General features: G+C 69.5%; 15 protein-coding genes and 2 pseudogenes. 11 read left to right on the top strand and 6 right to left on the bottom strand.

Translation table 11 applies throughout. From position 1 onward, the window contains the following. Positions 1–11: 11 nt before the first annotated feature. Positions 12–2,054, top strand: a complete 2,043-nt coding sequence (locus tag OH735_RS25310) for an acetoacetate--CoA ligase (protein WP_406383817.1) — start codon at positions 12–14, stop codon at positions 2,052–2,054. 64 nt (positions 2,055–2,118) lie between these two features. After that, positions 2,119–3,054, top strand: coding sequence for a 1-aminocyclopropane-1-carboxylate deaminase/D-cysteine desulfhydrase (locus OH735_RS25305; RefSeq protein WP_406383816.1), 936 nt, complete (start codon positions 2,119–2,121; stop codon positions 3,052–3,054). A gap of 56 nt (positions 3,055–3,110) precedes the next feature. Here the strand turns inward: OH735_RS25305 and OH735_RS25300 are convergent, their stop codons facing one another. After that, positions 3,111–4,715 carry a Na+/H+ antiporter gene (locus OH735_RS25300; RefSeq protein ID WP_406383815.1) on the bottom strand — a complete coding sequence of 535 codons (1,605 nt, stop codon included), beginning with the start codon at positions 4,713–4,715 and terminating at the stop codon, positions 3,111–3,113. Between the two features lie 35 nt (positions 4,716–4,750). Between OH735_RS25300 and OH735_RS25295 the strand changes: the two genes are divergently transcribed. The 3 genes from OH735_RS25295 (at position 4,751) to OH735_RS25285 (ending at position 6,605) form a co-directional block, all read left to right on the top strand. After that, entirely contained in the window at positions 4,751–5,011 is a 261-nt protein-coding gene (locus OH735_RS25295; RefSeq protein ID WP_384456628.1) for a UBP-type zinc finger domain-containing protein, read from the top strand. Positions 5,012–5,241: 230 nt separating this feature from the next. After that, positions 5,242–5,655, top strand: coding sequence for an anti-sigma regulatory factor (locus tag OH735_RS25290; RefSeq protein ID WP_148839137.1), 414 nt, complete (start codon positions 5,242–5,244; stop codon positions 5,653–5,655). Next, complete coding sequence (locus tag OH735_RS25285) at positions 5,652–6,605, top strand: RNA polymerase sigma factor SigF (protein ID WP_406383814.1); 954 nt, start codon at positions 5,652–5,654, stop codon at positions 6,603–6,605. The genes OH735_RS25290 and OH735_RS25285 overlap by 4 nt, the downstream gene beginning before the upstream one ends. A gap of 119 nt (positions 6,606–6,724) precedes the next feature. Here the strand turns inward: OH735_RS25285 and OH735_RS25280 are convergent, their stop codons facing one another. Continuing rightward, entirely contained in the window at positions 6,725–7,129 is a 405-nt protein-coding gene (locus OH735_RS25280) for a hypothetical protein (protein ID WP_406386725.1), read from the bottom strand. Positions 7,130–7,339: 210 nt separating this feature from the next. Here OH735_RS25280 and OH735_RS25275 point away from each other — a divergent pair, with 210 nt between their 5' ends. Together OH735_RS25275 and OH735_RS25270 are read left to right on the top strand one after the other, a co-directional pair. Then, positions 7,340–8,308 carry a diacylglycerol/lipid kinase family protein gene (locus tag OH735_RS25275; RefSeq protein WP_406383813.1) on the top strand — a complete coding sequence of 323 codons (969 nt, stop codon included), beginning with the start codon at positions 7,340–7,342 and terminating at the stop codon, positions 8,306–8,308. Between the two features lie 317 nt (positions 8,309–8,625). Beyond that, the gene (locus OH735_RS25270; protein ID WP_003953983.1) at positions 8,626–8,883 is read left to right on the top strand and encodes a WhiB family transcriptional regulator; all 258 of its coding nucleotides are present in this window, start codon (positions 8,626–8,628) and stop codon (positions 8,881–8,883) included. 173 nt (positions 8,884–9,056) lie between these two features. Here the strand turns inward: OH735_RS25270 and OH735_RS25265 are convergent, their stop codons facing one another. Beyond that, the gene (locus tag OH735_RS25265) at positions 9,057–10,523 is read right to left on the bottom strand and encodes a histidine kinase N-terminal domain-containing protein (RefSeq protein ID WP_406386724.1); all 1,467 of its coding nucleotides are present in this window, start codon (positions 10,521–10,523) and stop codon (positions 9,057–9,059) included. Between the two features lie 668 nt (positions 10,524–11,191). Here OH735_RS25265 and nagB point away from each other — a divergent pair. Continuing rightward, the gene (gene nagB, locus OH735_RS25260) at positions 11,192–11,977 is read left to right on the top strand and encodes a glucosamine-6-phosphate deaminase (RefSeq protein WP_406383812.1); all 786 of its coding nucleotides are present in this window, start codon (positions 11,192–11,194) and stop codon (positions 11,975–11,977) included. A gap of 135 nt (positions 11,978–12,112) precedes the next feature. Here nagB and OH735_RS25255 read toward each other — a convergent pair whose 3' ends face one another. The 3 genes and pseudogenes from OH735_RS25255 to OH735_RS25245 all read right to left on the bottom strand — a co-directional run. After that, positions 12,113–13,654 carry a glycoside hydrolase family 3 protein gene (locus OH735_RS25255; RefSeq protein ID WP_406383811.1) on the bottom strand — a complete coding sequence of 514 codons (1,542 nt, stop codon included), beginning with the start codon at positions 13,652–13,654 and terminating at the stop codon, positions 12,113–12,115. Positions 13,655–13,663: 9 nt separating this feature from the next. Next, positions 13,664–13,936 (bottom strand): annotated as a pseudogene (locus OH735_RS25250) (carbohydrate ABC transporter permease); the annotation flags it as partial. Beyond that, positions 13,896–14,430: pseudogene (locus OH735_RS25245) on the bottom strand (extracellular solute-binding protein); the annotation flags it as partial. The pseudogenes OH735_RS25250 and OH735_RS25245, both read right to left, overlap by 41 nt. A 279-nt stretch (positions 14,431–14,709) precedes the next feature. Between OH735_RS25245 and OH735_RS25240 the strand changes: the two are divergent. From OH735_RS25240 to mctP, 3 genes are all read left to right on the top strand, one after another. After that, positions 14,710–15,474, top strand: coding sequence for a GntR family transcriptional regulator (locus tag OH735_RS25240; protein ID WP_327278037.1), 765 nt, complete (start codon positions 14,710–14,712; stop codon positions 15,472–15,474). 269 nt (positions 15,475–15,743) lie between these two features. Further along, the gene (locus OH735_RS25235; protein WP_383755704.1) at positions 15,744–15,998 is read left to right on the top strand and encodes a DUF3311 domain-containing protein; all 255 of its coding nucleotides are present in this window, start codon (positions 15,744–15,746) and stop codon (positions 15,996–15,998) included. Beyond that, positions 15,995–17,632: a monocarboxylate uptake permease MctP gene (gene mctP, locus OH735_RS25230; protein ID WP_406383810.1), complete on the top strand. Its 1,638-nt coding sequence runs from the start codon at positions 15,995–15,997 to the stop codon at positions 17,630–17,632. Before OH735_RS25235 ends, mctP begins: the two co-directional genes overlap by 4 nt. Positions 17,633–17,664: the final 32 nt, after the last annotated feature.

The following is a 17,664-nucleotide window of genomic DNA, read 5'->3' as shown; positions in this document are numbered from 1 at the left end:
CGGAGGCGCTGATGAGCACAGATACCGACCTGCTGTGGTCCCCCAGCCGCTCGGCTGCCGAAAGCTCCAACATCGCCGGCTTCATGCGCTGGCTGAGTGAAACGCGGGGACTGACGTTCTCCGACTACCCGGAGCTGTGGCGGTGGAGCACCACTGACCTGTCCGTCTTCTGGGCGGCGGTATGGGAGTTCTACGGCCTCGACGCCGTCAGCGGCTACGACGAGGTGCTGGCCGACGCGTCGATGCCCGGAGCCACCTGGTTCACGGGAGCGCGGATGAACTTCGCCGAGCAGTGCTTCGCCCGTACCACCGACGCGCGCCCGGCCCTGATCAGCGTCTTTGAGGGCGGCGTTCCCGTGGAGACGTCGTGGCGGCAGCTCGGACGCGACGTCGCCGCTGTCGCCGCTTCCCTTCGGGAGATGGGCGTGGGGCCTGGCGACCGCGTTGCCGGCTACCTCCCGAATACGTCACAGGCCGTGGTCGCGTTGCTGGCCAGTGCCGCTGTCGGCGCGGTGTGGACGGTGTGCTCGCCCGACTTCGGCACGCCCAGCGTGCTCGCTCGATTGCAGCAGGCGCAGCCGACGGTGTTGGTGGCCGCCGATGGCTACTCCTACGGAGGCAAGGAGTTCGACCGACGTCCGGCGGTCGCCGAGCTGGTGGACGGGCTGCCCACGGTCCGGCATCTGATCGCGGTCGACCACCTCCATACATCCGCCACGTCGACGTCGTGGTGCCGGCGGCCCGAGGTGGTGCAGCAACCATGGTCCGCGCTGCTCGACAACCAGGCCGAACTCAGCTTCGCCGACGTCCCCTTCGACCACCCGCTGTGGATCTTGTGGTCATCCGGCACCACGGGTGTACCGAAGGGCATCGTGCAGAGCCACGGCGGCATCGTCGTCGAACTGCTCAAGTCCCTGGGCCTCGGCGTCGACCTGCGGAGCGACGACCGCTACTTCTTCCATACGTCCACCAGCTGGATGGTGTGGAACTTCATGGTCGGCGGCCTGCTGCACGGCGCCACGATCGTCCTGTACGACGGCAGCCCCACGTACCCCGATGTCAACGGCGTGTGGAAGGTCGCCGAACAGACGCGCGCGACGATGGTCGGCGTGGGAGCGGCCTACCTGGTAGCTGCGGAGAAAGCGGATGCGCACCCAGCGGCCGAGAGCGACCTGAGCGCTCTGCGGTCCGTCCTGCAGACCGGTTCATCGCTTCCTGGCAGCACATGGCGCTGGGTCTACGACCGTCTCGCCCCCGACGCGTGGCTGCAGTCGATCTGCGGGGGAACCGACATCTGCTCGGTCCTCGCCGGGGGTTCCCCGCTCCTGCCGGTGCGGGCCGGCCGGATCCAGTGTCCCGCGCTCGGCGTTGCCCTCGCCGCCTGGGACGCCTCCGGACACTCGCTCGTCGGATCGCAGGGGGAACTGGTGGTGACGGCACCGCTTCCCTCGATGCCGCTGCACTTCGTCGACGACCCTGAGAACCAGCGCTATCTGGCGAGTTACTTCGATGTCTATCCCGGAGTGTGGCGGCACGGCGACTGGGTCACGATCGACCCCGACCTGTCGGTCGTGGTGGCCGGGCGCTCGGACTCAACCCTCAACCGCATGGGTGTGCGGATGGGGTCCGCCGACATCTACGCCGTCGTCGAGCAGCTTCCCCAGATCGTGGACAGTCTGGTCATCGGCGCCGAACTGCCGGACGGCCGGTACTTCATGCCCCTCTTCGTCGTCCTCGCCGAAGGAGAATCCTTCGACGCCACCTTCCGGGGCACTATCGCGGCGTCCATCAAACACAAGCTCTCACCCCGGCACGTCCCGGACGCCATCGTTCCAATAGCAGCCGTGCCCCGCACCTTGACCGGAAAAAAACTGGAGGTCCCCGTCAAGCGCATCATCCAGGGAGCCCGCGCCGCTGATGTGACCGCTGAGGGCGCGGTCACCCACCCCGAGGTGCTTGCCTGGTTCGAGGACTTCACGGCCAGGCTCCCGGCCGGCCCGCCGAGACAGCCAGTTTCGGCCACGTCCAGTTCCCCGCGGTCGAGTGCGGCTTAGGCGGCGATGTCGACTGCTTCCGGGCCGTGAAGGCCCAGCCGACGGTCACAGTGACAATGGCAGGGTGAGCCAGCCCGTAGATCTCGCCCTTGCACTCCAGCCCCGTCCGCCCTCCCCACTGGAAGAAGTCCACGACGACCGGTTCGCCCACCGGGGCCTTCGGCTGCTGCTGAAGCGGGACGATCTCATTCACACCGACATGGACTGGGACACTGCCGTACTCGGACCAGTGGACCTGTACCCTCCGGGCAACAAGTGGCGCAAGCTCTCCCCCAACCTGCGGGCCGCCGCCGGGCGCACCGTGCTGACCTTCGGCGGCGCGTACTCCAACCATCTGCGGGCCACCGCGGCCGCCGGCCGCCTGCTCGGGTTCCCCACCGTCGGGGTCGTGCGCGGTGACGAACTGGCCGACCGCCCCCTCAACCCCTCGCTCGCCCGATGCGCCGCCGACGGGATGACCCTGCGTTTCGTGGACCGCGCGACGTACCGCGCGAAGGCCGATCCAGAGGTCCTGGCGGGGCTGCTGAGCGCCTTCGGGGAGTGCTGCGTCATCCCGGAGGGCGGCAGCAACGCCCTGGCCGCACAGGGCTGTACGGAGCTTGGCCGCGAACTGCGCGGCCAAGCCGATGTGGTGGCGGTGGCGTGCGGCACCGGGGGCACGCTCGCCGGTCTCGCCGCCGGTCTCGCACCCGGGCAGCGCGCCCTCGGCATCCCGGTGCTGCGCGGCGGCTTCCTCGGCGACGCGGTACGGGAACTGCAGCAGGAGGCGTTCGGCGGACCGGCCGGGTCCTGGTCCCTGGACGAGCGCTTCCACTTCGGCGGCTACGCCCGTACGCCCCCGCAGCTGCACGCCTTCGCGGACGACTTCGAGCAGCGGCACGGGCTGCCCGTCGAGCGGCTCTATGTCGCCAAGCTGCTCTACGCGCTCACCGCACTGGCCGAGGAGGGCGCGTTCCCTACGGGAACCACGGTCGCGGCCGTCATCACCGGCCGGCCGTAGTCACCCCCTCATAGGTGCATGCGCTCCTTGTAAGCCCATGCCCTGAAGGCACATCCCTAAGGCGCGTCCGACTCCTCCCGGTAGGCCGCCGCCTCCTCCAGGTCGAGCCGTCTGAGCAGGGTGCGAAGCATCTCGTCGTCGATCTGCCGCTCGTCCCGCAGCCGTACGAAGACCTCGCGCTCGGCGTCGATCATTTCCCTGGCCAGGCGCCGGTACGTGTCGTCCGCCGACTCCCCGGTCACCGGATTGGCCGCGCCCAGCCGCTCCCACACGGCGTTGCGGCGGCGCTCCAGGACGGTGCGCAGCCGGTCGGTGAGCGGTCCGGGCAGAGAGTTGCGCCGGTCGGTGAGCAGCTCCTCCAGGCGCGTCTCGGCGGCCGTGGACGCCTCGCTCTGCGCCTGCGCCTCGGCCAGCGTCTCCGCCGTCGCGTCGCGCCCCGGCAGCTTCAGGACACGCACCAGCAGCGGCAGGCTGAGCCCCTGGATGACGAGGGTGCCGATAACGGTGGTGAAGGTCAGGAACAGCACCAGGTTGCGGGCCGGGAAGGCGTGCCCGTCGGAGGTGACGAACGGGATGGAGAAGGCGATGGCGAGCGACACGACCCCGCGCATCCCGGCCCAGCCGACGATCAACGGCGCCTTCCAGTTCGTCTCCGGCTCGCGGTTCCTGATCCGCCCGGACAGCCACCGGGGCAGGTACGTCGCCGGATAGACCCAGAGGAAGCGGACCAGGACGACGGCGAGGAACACGGCCACCGCGTACCAGAGGGCGTCCGCCACCGCGTATGTACCGAGCCCCTTCAGTACGAAGGGCAGCTGGAGCCCGATGAGCGCGAAGACCGCGGACTCCAGGATGAACGCGACCATCTTCCAGACGGCCGCCTCCTGGAGCCGGGTCGCGAAGTCGACCTGCCAGGACCGGTGGCCCAGATAGAGCGCGACGACGACCACGGCGAGCACCCCGGAGGCGTGCACGCGTTCGGCCGCCGCGTACGCCACGAAGGGAATGAGCAGCGACAGCGTGTTCTGCAGCAGGGCTTCCTTGAGGTGCGTACGGAGCCAGTGCAGCGGCACCATCAGCGCCAGGCCGACCACGACGCCGCCGACCGCCGCGAGGAGGAATTCGCCGATCCCGGCCGCCCAGCTCATGCCCTCGCCGACGGCGGCGGCGAGCGCCACCCGGTAGGCGGTGATCGCGGTGGCGTCGTTCACCAGGGACTCGCCCTGCAGGATCGTCGTGACGCGGCCGGGGAGCCCGACCCGGCGGGCGATCGCGGCAGCCGTGACCGCGTCCGGCGGGGCGACGACCGCGCCGAGCACCAGCGCCGCGGTGAGCGGCAGGTCGGGCACGAGGCGGTACGCCAGCCACCCGACCGCGACGGTCGCGAACAGGACGTAACCGACGGAGAGCAGCGCGACCGGCCGGAGATTGGCCCGCAGATCGAGGTACGAGCTGTCGACGGCCGCCGTGTAGAGCAACGGCGGCAGCAGCAGCGGCAGCACGACGTGCGGGTTGAGGGTGTACGTCGGCACCCCGGGCAGATACGAGGCGATCAGCCCCGCCGCGACCAGCAGCAGGGGGGCAGGTACGGGGGTGCGGCGGGCGGCCCCCGCCACAGCCGCACTGACAGCGACCAGTGCCACCAGCGGTAATACGTCCATTTCACGGTCCTCGCATCCGTCGTAACCTGACAATCATGAGTGAATGCCCGCACGTGTCCGAGCTGCCGCGACCTGAACCGGCTCCGCTCAGCGAGACCTGCCTCGGCTGCCTCGCGGCGGGCAGCCACCCGGTACAGCTGCGGCTCTGTCTGGCCTGCGGCCATGTCGGCTGCTGCGATTCGTCGCCGCTGCAGCACGCCACGGCGCACTTCAAGGAGACCGGCCATCCGGTGATGCGGAGCTTCGAACCCGGCGAGAGCTGGCGCTGGTGCTTCGAGGACGGTTCGATCGTCTGAGGTCTGGGTACGTCAAACCGGCGCCGGTTGTTCGTAATTGACCACCGCAGACCCCTACCCACTGTCTGTACTCATGGGCTTACCATGAGTGACAGTCGTGGGTTGGGGCCCGGCGACACGGCATCATGGATCGCGATAGCGTCGCCGGGCCAGAACCGAAGACGTACCGCATGGCTCCGGGGCACCCTTCCCGGATCCTCGAACGAGTTTGTGCCACCTTGGAGGTGAGGGTGTCCCAGATCGCAGGCGAGCCCGGGAATCAGGACTTCGTAGAGGTCCGGCTGCCCGCTGCGGGTGCCTACCTGTCGGTGCTGCGTACGGCCACGGCCGGTCTCGCAGCGCGCTTGGACTTCACTCTCGACGAGATCGAGGATCTTCGCATCGCGGTCGACGAGGCCTGCGCGATCCTGCTTCAACAGGCCGTGCCGGGCTCCGTCCTCAGCTGCGTCTTCCGGCTCGTCGAGGATTCTCTCGAGGTGACGGTGTCGGCGCCGACGACGGACGGCCGGGCGCCGGAGCGCGACACCTTCGCCTGGACGGTGCTCTCCGCACTGGCCGGAAAGGTCGACTCCTCGGTGGCCGATGACCGTACGGTCAGCATCAGCCTGTACAAACAGCGCGGCGCGGGACCCGGGCCGGCGTGAGCAACGGGAACGGGGACGGTCCTGTGCGGGACGAGACGATGCGACCAGGGGTGGTGCGCGCAGCAGGCATCCCGGAGCAGCAGGCCCTGCCCCATCCGGAGGACGGGGCGGACGGGCCTGCGGGCCGTACGATCGCGGTGGAGCAGTCGCAGGCGGAGCGGGCAGGCCAGATGAGCGAGCACGGGCACCACGATCCACACGACCGCAGCAGGGCGCGGGCGCTGTTCATCGAACTGCGCGAGCTTCCCGACGGGTCGGCCGAGAAGGCGGAGCTGCGCAATCGGCTGGTGCGGATGCATCTGCCGCTCGTGGAGCATCTGGCCCGCCGGTTCCGCAATCGCGGCGAGCCGCTGGACGATCTGACCCAGGTCGCCACGATCGGCCTGATCAAGTCGGTCGACCGGTTCGACCCGGACCGCGGCGTCGAGTTCTCGACGTACGCGACGCCCACGGTCGTCGGCGAGATCAAGCGCCACTTCCGCGACAAGGGCTGGGCGGTCCGGGTGCCGCGCCGGCTCCAGGAGCTGCGGCTCTCGCTCACCACGGCGACCGCCGAGCTCTCCCAGCAGCACGGCCGCTCGCCGACGGTGCACGAGCTGGCGGAGCGACTGGGCATTTCCGAGGAAGAGGTCCTGGAGGGCCTGGAATCGGCCAATGCGTACAGCACGCTCTCGCTGGACGTGCCGGACACGGACGACGAGTCCCCGGCGGTCGCGGACACGCTGGGCTCCGAGGACGAGGCGCTGGAGGGCGTCGAGTACCGGGAGTCCCTCAAGCCGCTGCTGGAGGACCTGCCGCCGCGCGAGAAGCGGATTCTGCTGCTGCGCTTCTTCGGCAACATGACCCAGTCGCAGATCGCGCAGGAGGTCGGCATCTCGCAGATGCACGTCTCGCGGCTGCTGGCCCGCACACTGGCGCAGCTGCGCGAGCGGCTGCTCGTCGAGGAGTAGCGCCAGGACCGATGCGAGCGGGCGCGGGAGAAGCGGGAGCGTCGACGCTCGTGCGGCCCGGACGGCGGCCGGCGGCTGTGGGCCGCCTCACCCGGGTCCCGCCTCACCCAGGTCCCGGCTCAGGCGTCCGGTGCGGTGCCGCCGGACGCGGCCTCCGAGGAGGTGCCCGGGCGGCGGATGCCGAGCGCGTCGATCGTCGTCGGCCTGACCAGCTGGTAGAGCGCCGTCAGGACCATCGCGGCGAGGACGATCCCGGCCGGGATCAGCGCGCCGTGGGACCTCAGCAGCGTCCAGGCCACCGGGAGCGCGATGATCTGCGTGATGAGCGCGGGGCCACGGCTCCAGCTGCGCCGCCGCAGCAGGCCACGCGCGGCGATCAGCGGGATCAGGCCGAGCGCGATCAGCGTGAGGCCGCCCATCTCCGCCTGCTGCGGGCTCTCGGGGCGGCCGAGCAGTCCCATGACCAGCATGTAGATCCCGCCGAGGACGAGCGCCGCCCCTTCCAGGGCGGTGAGTCCGGCCACGAGCGTGATCCTGCTCGGCTTCGCCGGTTCGGCCGACGGCAACGGCGACGACGAGGAGGGCGTGTTCTGCTGAGTACTCACCCTTGCAGGTTGGCATCCCAGCGCCGCGAAAGCGAAGCCGGGGTGGGAACGCGCCCGGGCCGTCACCGAGCGTGAAGGTCATGGGACAGGACTTCAGAGCGATACCGCGCGGTAGGTAGTCTGGCCGTCATGCGCGCACTCCTTGTGGTCAATCCAGCTGCTACCACCACCAGTGCGCGGACGCGCGACGTGCTCATCCACGCGCTGGCCAGCGAGATGAAGCTGGAGGCCGTGACCACGGAGTACCGGGGCCACGCCCGGGACCTGGGGCGGCAGGCCGCGGACTCCGGAGAGATCGATCTGGTGGTCGCCCTGGGCGGCGACGGCACGGTCAACGAGGTGGTCAACGGTCTGCTCCACAACGGCCCCGACCTGGACAGGCTGCCGAGCCTCGCGGTGGTTCCCGGCGGCTCCACCAATGTCTTCGCGCGCGCCCTGGGTCTGCCCAACGACGCCGTGGAGGCGACCGGCGCGATCCTGGACGCGCTCGCCAACCGCACCGAACGCACGGTCGGTCTCGGACTGGCGGCCGGTACCCCGGGCACCGAGGACGAGTCGGTTCCCGAGCGCTGGTTCACTTTCTGCGCCGGGCTCGGATTCGACGCGGGCGTGGTCGGCCGGGTCGAACAGCAGCGCGAACGCGGCAAGCGCTCGACGCATGCGCTGTACGTACGCCAGGTGGTCCGGCAATTCCTGGAGGAGCCGCACCGGCGGCACGGGCTGATGACACTGGAGACGCCCGGGCAGGAACCGGTCACCGACCTCGCGCTGTCGATAATCTCCAACACCGCCCCCTGGACCTACCTGGGGAATCGCCCCATGTACGCGTCCCCCAAGGCCACCTTCGACACCGGCCTCGACGTGCTCGGACTGAAGCGGCTGTCCACTGCGGCGGTCGCCCGCTACGGCACCCAGCTGCTCACTTCGAGCCCCGACAAGGGCCCTCGCGGCAAGCATGCCGTTTCACTTCATGACCTCACGGACTTCACCTTGCATTCAAAGGCGCCACTGCCCTTCCAGATGGACGGTGACCACCTGGGAGTGCGTACCAGCGTGACGTTCACAGGCGTACGCCGTGCACTGCGTGTGATTGTGTGAGTGGAAGGGGCCAAAGTCCTTTAACTCGAACGTTTGGGCTGGACTCCACCCCATAGAAGTACGGCTGTGACCTAGTCGACACCGAGGAATCAAAAAAAACTTCCAGAAGGGGTTGTATCCGCCGCTGAGGTTTGCGAATCTCTACATGGCGATCGGGACGGCCCGCAACAACGGCCTCCACTGAGAGCCAGAACCCCTCCTCACTTCACAGGACCACAACCAGTTCATCTGGGCGTCGGCCCTACACCTGCGGGGGGATTCGTGAAAGCGTTCACATTCACAAGCAACTGATGTAATACCAAGGAGAGGTAGCAGCCATGGACTGGCGTCACAACGCCGTTTGTCGTGAGGAAGACCCCGAGCTGTTCTTCCCCATCGGCAACACCGGTCCTGCGCTGCTGCAGATCGAGGAAGCCAAGGCCGTCTGTCGTCGCTGCCCCGTCATGGAGCAGTGCCTGCAGTGGGCGCTCGAGTCCGGTCAGGACTCCGGCGTCTGGGGTGGCCTCAGTGAGGACGAGCGCCGCGCAATGAAGCGCCGTGCGGCTCGCAACCGGGCGCGTAACGCCAGCGCCTGATCCGACGCCACCGCTACGAGCCTCAGCCAGGCGGCGCGTACAGAGCGTACGCACAACCCCGCCCCCCGAGTCGCAGCGCGCAGTACCCCCGAAGCGCATGCATGAACAGTGAGCCCGGACCGTGATCGACGGTCCGGGCTCACTGCTGTGTTCGCGCCGGCCGGCCGCCGGGGCTACTTCTCGGCGCGGACCGGGATGTCGAGGACGACTTGAGTGCCGCGCTCGGATGCCGGGACCATCCCGAAGGTCCCGCCCAGCTCGCCTTCCACCAGCGTCCTGACGATCTGGAGCCCCAGATTGCCCGCGTGCTGCGGGTCGAAACCCTCGGGCAGACCGCAGCCGTCGTCCTGAACGGTGATCAGCAGCCGCGTCTCGGCGGAGGAGCCGCCGCGTACCGCCGACACCTCCACCGTGCCGGACTCGGCGAGGGTGAACGCGTGCTCCAGGGCGTTCTGCAGAACTTCGGTGAGCACCATCGCGAGCGGTGTGGCCACCTCGGCGTCGAGTATGCCGAAGCGGCCCGTACGTCGGCAGGTGACCTTGCCCGGGGAGATCTCGGCGACCATCGCGATGACCCGGTCGGCGATCTCGTCGAACTCCACCCGCTCGTCCAGATTCTGGGACAGCGTCTCATGGACGATGGCGATCGAACCGACGCGCCGCACCGCCTCGTTGAGCGCCTCGCGGCCCTGCGCCGAGTCCATCCGGCGGGCCTGGAGCCGCAACAGGGCCGCGACGGTCTGGAGGTTGTTCTTCACCCGGTGGTGGATCTCCCGGATGGTGGCGTCCTTGGTGATCAACTCCCGCTCGCGGCGGCGCAGTTCGGTGACGTCCCGGAGGAGGACCAGGGAGCCGATCCGGACCCCCTTGGGCTTGAGCGGGATCGCCCGGAGCTGGATCACTCCGCCCGCGCACTCGACCTCGAACTCGCGGGGCGCGTAGCCGCTGGCGAGTTTGACCAGGGCCTCGTCGACCGGGCCGCGGGACGGGGCCAGTTCGGCGGTGATGCCGCCGAGGTGCTGGCCGACCAGGTCGGAGGCGAGGCCGAGGCGGTGGTACGCGGAGAGGCCGTTGGGGCTGGCGTACTGGACGACCCCATCGGCGTCGAGCCTGATCAGCCCGTCGCCGACGCGCGGCGACGCGTCCATGTCGACCTGCTGGTCGGGGAACGGAAAGGTCCCGGCGGCGATCATCTGGGCCAGGTCGGAGGCCGACTGGAGGTAGGTGAGTTCCAGCCGGGACGGCGTGCGTACGGTCAGGAGGTTGGTGTTGCGGGCGATGACGCCGAGGACCCGGCCCTCACGGCGTACGGGGATCGACTCGACGCGCACGGGAACCTCTTCGCGCCACTCCGGGTCGCCCTCGCGCACGATCCGGCCCTCGTCCAGCGCCGCGTCGAGCAGCGGACGACGGCCGCGCGGCACCAAGTGGCCGACCATGTCGTCCTGATAGGAGGTGGGGCCGGTGTTGGGCCGCATCTGGGCCACGGAGACGTAGCGGGTGCCGTCGCGGGTGGGGACCCACAGCACAAGGTCGGCGAAGGAGAGGTCGGAGAGCAGCTGCCACTCCGAGACCAGCAGATGCAGCCACTCCAGGTCGGTGTCACTGAGGGCTGTGTGCTGGCGGACGAGGTCGTTCATGGAGGGCACGTGTGCGAGCGTACCCGCGGATGGGTACGGGTTTCGAACCGAGCGGCCCGGCCGCACGTGCAAGGAGTAGGAGCACCGGAAATTGCGGCGCTCCTGCGGATGGACACGGACGAATGGTCTAGTCCACAATGCTCAAGACAGAGCTTCCGCTCTCCCCGCACAGGAGAGTGGATCGAGGTACCCGCGCTCTCTGCCCTGACCGCGCAGGTGCCTCTCCCCGGCCGGGGGCACCGCACACCGCCGGCCAGTGCTACTCCGGGCTGCGGTGCCGAACGGGCTGAGGGTCCCGTCCCGGCGCCGCGGCCCGCGGGTGTTTCCACGGCCGGACAGGGCCGATGCCGGAGCTGCCGGCCGCGCTGACCAGGGCGTCCCGGACGTCCGGTTCGACGCCACTGCGCGATCCCGGCGACCACCTAGCGGAGCCCGGGCGCGCCCCGGCCGAGGATGCGGCGCGGCCCCGCATGCTGTACGGACATCCCGCCGGACATGATCCGGCCCGACCGCTCGCTCCCCCCGGCAAAAGGCGGCGGACAGGCACCCGTCGGCGGGGTGCGGCCGGACGGGCCAGGCTGACGTGTCCGTGTTACCTGCTTCTGCTAGATTGGACCGCGATTGGTCTATACCACATTGACTCGACTCCTCAGATCGGCAGGCCCCGCGTGGAAGTTGTCATCGTCCCGGACGCCAAGGCAGGCGGCGAACTCATCGCAGAGGCCATCGGCGCACTGCTGAGCCGCAAGCCCGACGCCCTTCTCGGCGTTGCCACCGGCTCTACCCCGCTGCCCATCTACCAGGCGCTGGCGGCCAAGGTCCGCTCCGGCGCCGTGGACGCCTCGCGCGCCCGTATCTGCCAGCTCGACGAGTACGTCGGGCTGCCGGCGGGCCACCCCGAGTCCTACCGCTCCGTGGTGCTGCGCGAGGTCGTTGAACCGCTCGGCCTGTCCGAGGCGTCCTTCATGGGCCCCGACGGCTCCGCCGAGGACGTCCTGACCGCCTGCCAGACGTACGACAAGGCGCTCGCCGAGGCCGGCGGGGTGGACCTGCAGCTCCTCGGCATCGGTACCGACGGGCACATCGGCTTCAACGAGCCGTGCTCCTCGCTCGCGTCCCGTACCCGGATCAAGACGCTCACCGAGCAGACCCGGATCGACAACGCGCGCTTCTTCGACAATGACATCACGCAGGTGCCGCACCACGTGATCACCCAGGGCATCGGCACCATCCTGGAGTCCCGCCACCCGATCCTGCTCGCCACCGGCGAGGGCAAGGCGGACGCCGTGGCGCAGACGGTGGAGGGGCCGGTGGCCTCGATCGTGCCCGCGTCCGCGCTGCAGCTGCATCCGCACGCGACGGTGGTGGTGGACGAGGCCGCGGCGTCGAAGCTGAGGCTGGCGGACTACTTCCGCGCCACGTATGCGACGAAGCCGCTGTGGCAGGGCCTGTAGGCGTCCCGGACGCGGCGAGAGGGCCGGGGTACCCGTGGTGGGTGCCCCGGCCCTCTCGTATGCCCTGTCCCGTCCTGGGACGGGCTCTGTCCTCAATCGCCGGACGGGCTTGATTCCGCTTCGGGGTCTCGGAGCTCAGGCCCCGTGGGCTTGCGTGCCGCCGGCGATGATCTCGGCTGCCGCCAAGCCGCAGACGCGGGCCGCGCCATGAGTGGCGATGTGCAGGGCGCCCCTGGGGGGTGCCTGCGGGACGCCCATTTCGACCACGACCGTGTCGGGGCGCGCCGCCACCAGGGCGTCGATCGCCCCGGCCATCCAGGCGTGACGGTGGGCGTCGCGGAGGACCACGACGATGCGCCGCTCCCTCGCCGCCCGCAGCACCTCGGCCACGGGTTCCGCGGTCTCGCCGCTGTACGTGTCGGTCGACGTGCCCGGCACCAGACGGCCCAGCTCCGCGGCGACGCCCCACGGGGTCTCGTCGCCGACCGCGATGTTCGAGGCGGAGGTGAACGCCGCGACGTACGCCGGTTCGGTCAGCGGTCCCGCGGAGCCGGTGACCCGCACCGCGCGGCGGGCGGCGACCAGGCCGATGTCCGAGCCGATTCCGGTGCCGGGTGCGGTCCCCTCCTGCTCTGCCGCGCCCGGCCCCGAACCGGCCTCCTTGGCCCCCTGCGTCCAGGACGCGAGGGCACGTACCCGTGCGGCCGCGTCCGCGAGCCGCTCCTCGGCGAGTTCACCGCTGCGCACCGCCGCGACCAGCGCGTCGCGCAGCCGCTGCACCGTGCCGTCGTCCTCCAGTCCGCCACCGACGCACAGGGCGTCGGCCCCCGCGGCGATCGCGAGGACGGAGCCGCGCTCGATGCCGTACGTCCCGGCGATGGCCTGCATCTCCACGGCGTCGGTGACGATCAGGCCGTCGTAGCCCATCTCCTCGCGCAGCAGACCGGTCAGGATCCGCGGACTGACCGTTCCGGGGCGGTCCGGATCGAGGGCCGGCAGCAGGATGTGCGCGCTCATCACGCACTTGGAACCCGCCGCGATGGCCGCCCGGAAGGGCACCAGTTCCCGGGCGTGCAGCGTCTCCAGGTCCACGTCGATGCGCGGCAGCGCGTGGTGCGAGTCGATCGCGGTGTCGCCGTGCCCCGGGAAGTGCTTGGTGCAGGCGGCGACTCCGGCGGCCTGGAGGCCCTCGATGTACGCGGCGGTGTGCCGGGCCACGAGCGCGGCGTCGGCGCCGAAGGACCGTACGCCGATGATCGGGTTGCCCGGGTTGGAGTTGACGTCCGCGGACGGCGCCCAGTCGAGGTTGACGCCGCACTCCGCGAGCCGGCGCCCCAGCTCCTGGGCGACCGCGCGGGTCAGCGCCACGTCGTCGACGTGGCCGAGCGCGAGGTTGCCGGGGAAGGAGGAGCCGGTACGCACCTCAAGGCGGGTGACGTCGCCGCCCTCCTCGTCGATCGCCACGAGGATGTCCGCGCGCTCGGCCCTGAGCTGGGCGGTGAGCGCGGCGACCTGCTCGGCCGTCCGGATGTTGCGGCCGAACAGCGCGACAGAGGCGAGACCTTCGTCGACCCGGCGCAGCACCCAGTCCGGGACGGTGGTGCCGGTGAATCCGGGCTGCAGGACGGCGAGGGCGTCGCGGGTGACGGTGTCCGTGGTGGATATCAGGGTGGTCATGGAGGTGCGTTATCCCTTCACGGCGCCGTCGGTGAGGCCGCTGACGGCCTTGCGCTGCAGGTAGATGAAGAGGACCAGGATCGGGATCGCGAAGAGCGAGGAGGCGGCCATGGTGGCGCCCCAGTCGTCACCGAACGCGGTCTGGAACTGAGAGAGCCAGAGCGGCAGGGTCTGTGACTCGATGTTCTTGTTGAGGATGAGGACGAGCGGGAATTCGTTCCAGGCGGTGATGAAGCCGAAGAGCGAGGTCGCCATGAGGCCGGGGCCGAGCAAAGGCAGGAGTGGAGCCACCAAGGAAGACGCCCTCGGGCTTGTCGGCGGTCTCACCCGGGATGGTGAAGTAGCCGATGTCGCTCTCGATGTCCTTGTTGGCGGCGATGGCCGTGCCGGCCTCCCAGCCCATGCCGATGAAGGCACCGACGTCGGCGCGGCCACCGGTGGCCGCGTAGGCGGGGGTCTGGGTGTTGCCGACCTCGATGACGTCCGGCGGGGTCGACTCGGAGAGAGCGGTGGTGATCTTCTGCTGAATGCCGTCCCACTTCTGGGTCTCGAACTTCAGCGTGGCGCCGGTCTTCTTCTTGAAGGCCGCGGTCAGGTCCTTGGTCCAGCCGGGAGGCGTGGAGCCGTCCATGGCCCAGACGGTGAGCGTCTGACCCTCTTTTGCTGTCCGGGCCGGTCCTCTTACCGCTGTCGCTGCCACCGTCGTCGGACCCGCACGCCGCCAGGCCGATCATCATGCCCGCGACGCCGATCGCCGCGATGAGCTTGCGCTTCACGCCAAACCCTCCTCAGGGATACTGCAACCCCGCCCACCGCGAAGACATTCGACGAGTACTGCTGGGGCTGGACCTGGTCTTTAATGGTTTAGACCAGCACCGGGAGCTTGGCCTAGACCTTTAGGGGTGTCAAGGGTGTATAAGAAGTGCACTCGCGTCCGTTACAGGACCGACATCTGAGGGAGGGCGACGACCCGTGACCGGGCCGTGCCACCATGTGAGCCGCGACAGACGGAGGAGCCGGTGACGGCAGCAACGCAGCAGTCGGGAAGGCGGGCCATGGGTGCCGACGGGGGCAGTACGGAGAACGAGACGGGCGCGACCACGCGGACGGCGCGCGTCCCGAAGTACTACCGGCTGAAGCGACATCTCCTGGAGATGACGGACACCATGCCGCCGGGCACTCCCGTGCCCCCCGAGCGGACCCTGGCCGCCGAGTTCGACACCTCGCGCACCACCGTGCGCCAGGCCCTCCAGGAACTGGTCGTCGAGGGACGGCTGGAGCGCATCCAGGGCAAGGGGACCTTCGTCGCCAAACCGAAGGTCTCCCAGGCCCTCCAGCTCACCTCGTACACCGAGGACATGCGCGCGCAGGGACTCGAACCGACCTCCCAGCTGCTGGACATCGGCTACGTCACGGCCGACGACACGCTCGCCGGGCTGCTCGACATCACGACCGGCGGCCGCGTACTGCGGATCGAGCGCCTCCGGCTGGCCAGCGGTGAGCCGATGGCGATCGAGACCACGCACCTTTCGGCCAAACGCTTCCCTGCGCTGCGCCGTTCGCTGGTGAAGTACACGTCCCTCTACACCGCGCTCGCCGAGGTGTACGACGTCAGGCTGGCCGAGGCCGAGGAGACCATCGAGACCTCACTCGCCACACCGCGCGAGGCCGGGCTGCTCGGTACCGATGTGGGCCTTCCGATGCTGATGCTTTCGCGGCATTCACTGGACGGACGGGGCGAACCGGTGGAGTGGGTGCGCTCGGTCTACCGCGGCGACCGGTACAAGTTCGTGGCCCGTCTGAAGCGGCCGACGGACTGAACCCGTCACGGCGACCGGCTGCTTCCGGTCACCGCACCCCGTACGCACAGCCACGCCGGCCCCCGTGGAATCCACCACTCCACGGGGGCCGTTCGCACGTCCTGTTCCGGACCAACTCTCGTACGTTTGGCGATATTCCGAACATTCGCGCCCTGCTCACGGGACCGTTGCCGGACCGCAATGCGGACAGGGGGTGACGGTGACCGGAAGCCTCCCCTAGATTTCCTGCGCATTACATCAGGTGATCAACGAGGGGACGGAGTCGCCGCATGCCAGCAGACCCAGAAGGAAATCCACCGACCGTCACACCGGTGCGGGTGGTCATCGCCCTCTGTCTCATCGCGCCGTTCGTGGCGATGCTCTGGGTGAGTTCGTACGCGAAGGTGGACCCCACCTTCATCGGCATTCCGTTCTTCTACTGGTACCAGATGCTCTGGGTGCTGATCTCCACCGCGCTCACGATGATCGCGTACAAGCTGTGGCAGCGTGACCAGCGCGCCCGCAAGGGGGGTGCGTCGGCATGAAGGACGGCGTGAACGGCGTCGCGCTCGGCGTCTTCATCTTCTTCTTCGCGGCCGTCACGGTCATGGGCTTCCTGGCGGCTCGCTGGCGCAAGGCCGAGAACGAGGCCAGCCTCGACGAATGGGGCCTGGGCGGACGGTCGTTCGGCACCTGGGTCACCTGGTTCCTGCTCGGCGGCGACCTGTACACCGCGTACACCTTCGTCGCCGTGCCCGCGGCGATCTACGCGGCGGGCGCGGCCGGCTTCTTCGCCGTGCCGTACACGATCCTCGTGTACCCGCTGATCTTCACCTTCCTGCCGCGACTCTGGTCGGTCTCGCACAAGCACGGCTACGTGACCACCTCGGACTTCGTCCGCGGCCGCTTCGGCTCGAAGGGGCTGTCGCTGGCGGTCGCCGTCACGGGCATCCTCGCCACGATGCCGTACATCGCGCTCCAACTCGTCGGCATCCAGGCGGTGCTGGACGTGATGGGCGTCGGCGGCGGCGAGAACACCCACTGGTTCATCAAGGACCTGCCGCTGCTGATCGCGTTCGCGGTGCTCGCCGCGTACACCTACTCGTCCGGTCTGCGGGCGCCCGCGCTGATCGCGTTCGTCAAGGACGGGCTGATCTACCTGGTCATCGCGGTGGCGATCATCTACATCCCGATCAAGCTCGGCGGCTTCGACAACATCTTCGCCGGGGCGAGCGAGAAGTTCGCCGCCGTCAACGAGGCAGCCGGCAAACCGGTGGCAGGCCTCGCGCCCGGGGCAACGGGCCAGTGGACGTACGCCACCCTGGCGTTGGGCTCGGCGCTGGCGCTGTTCATGTATCCGCACTCGATCACGGCGACGCTCTCCAGCCGCAGCCGCAATGTGATCCGGCGCAACACCACGATCCTGCCGCTGTACTCGCTGATGCTGGGCCTGCTGGCGCTGCTCGGCTTCATGGCGATCGCCGCCGGAATCAAGGTGGACAACGGCCAGTTGGCCATCCCGCAGTTGTTCGAGACCATGTTCCCGGACTGGTTCGCGGGTGTCGCGTTCGCCGCCATCGGCATCGGCGCGCTGGTGCCCGCCGCGATCATGTCGATCGCCGCGGCGAACCTGTTCACCCGCAACATCTACAAGGACTTCCTGAAGCCCGACGCGACACCCGCGCAGGAGACCCGGGTCTCCAAACTGGTCTCACTGCTGGTGAAGGTCGGCGCGCTCGCCTTCGTCCTCACTATGGACAAGACGGTCGCGATCAACTTCCAGCTGCTCGGCGGGATCTGGATCCTCCAGACGATGCCGGCCCTGGTCGGCGGCCTGTTCACCCGTTGGTTCCACCGCTGGGCGCTGCTCGCGGGCTGGGCGGTCGGCATGGTGTACGGGACGGTGGCCGCGTACGGCGTCGCCAGCCCGACCCAGGCGCACTTCGGCGGGTCGTCCAAGGAGATCCCGGGCATCGGCGAGATCGGCTACATCGGCCTCACGGCGTTCGTACTGAACGCGGTGGTGACGGTGGCGCTCACCTTCGTCCTGAACGCCGTGAAGGCACCCGTCGGGGTCGACGAGACCTCACCGGCCGACTACACGGCCGACGCGGGCGACAAGGGCGTCCAGGTGGAGCTCCCGCCGGCCACGGCGGGGGCACCGGGCGGCGGCCACTGACGGCCGCTCCCACAGCCGTACGACGGCCCGTC

Origin of the sequence: Streptomyces sp. NBC_01618 (assembly GCF_045209435.1) — a bacterium.
In the GTDB taxonomy this organism is placed as follows: domain Bacteria; phylum Actinomycetota; class Actinomycetes; order Streptomycetales; family Streptomycetaceae; genus Streptomyces.
This window is presented reverse-complemented; position numbering and strand designations above follow the sequence as displayed.

Bases quoted from the DNA above. Each gene is read 5' to 3' on its own strand.
- OH735_RS25310 (WP_406383817.1), top strand. From the start codon at position 12: ATGAGCACAGATACCGACCTGCTGTGGTCCCCCAGCCGCTCGGCTGCC.
- OH735_RS25300 (WP_406383815.1), bottom strand. From the start codon at position 4,715: ATGGACGTATTACCGCTGGTGGCACTGGTCGCTGTCAGTGCGGCTGTG.
- OH735_RS25295 (WP_384456628.1), top strand. From the start codon at position 4,751: ATGAGTGAATGCCCGCACGTGTCCGAGCTGCCGCGACCTGAACCGGCT.
- OH735_RS25275 (WP_406383813.1), top strand. From the start codon at position 7,340: ATGCGCGCACTCCTTGTGGTCAATCCAGCTGCTACCACCACCAGTGCG.
- OH735_RS25270 (WP_003953983.1), top strand. From the start codon at position 8,626: ATGGACTGGCGTCACAACGCCGTTTGTCGTGAGGAAGACCCCGAGCTG.
- OH735_RS25265 (WP_406386724.1), bottom strand. From the start codon at position 10,523: ATGAACGACCTCGTCCGCCAGCACACAGCCCTCAGTGACACCGACCTG.
- OH735_RS25255 (WP_406383811.1), bottom strand. From the start codon at position 13,654: ATGACCACCCTGATATCCACCACGGACACCGTCACCCGCGACGCCCTC.
- OH735_RS25240 (WP_327278037.1), top strand. From the start codon at position 14,710: ATGGGTGCCGACGGGGGCAGTACGGAGAACGAGACGGGCGCGACCACG.
- OH735_RS25235 (WP_383755704.1), top strand. From the start codon at position 15,744: ATGCCAGCAGACCCAGAAGGAAATCCACCGACCGTCACACCGGTGCGG.
- mctP (WP_406383810.1), top strand. From the start codon at position 15,995: ATGAAGGACGGCGTGAACGGCGTCGCGCTCGGCGTCTTCATCTTCTTC.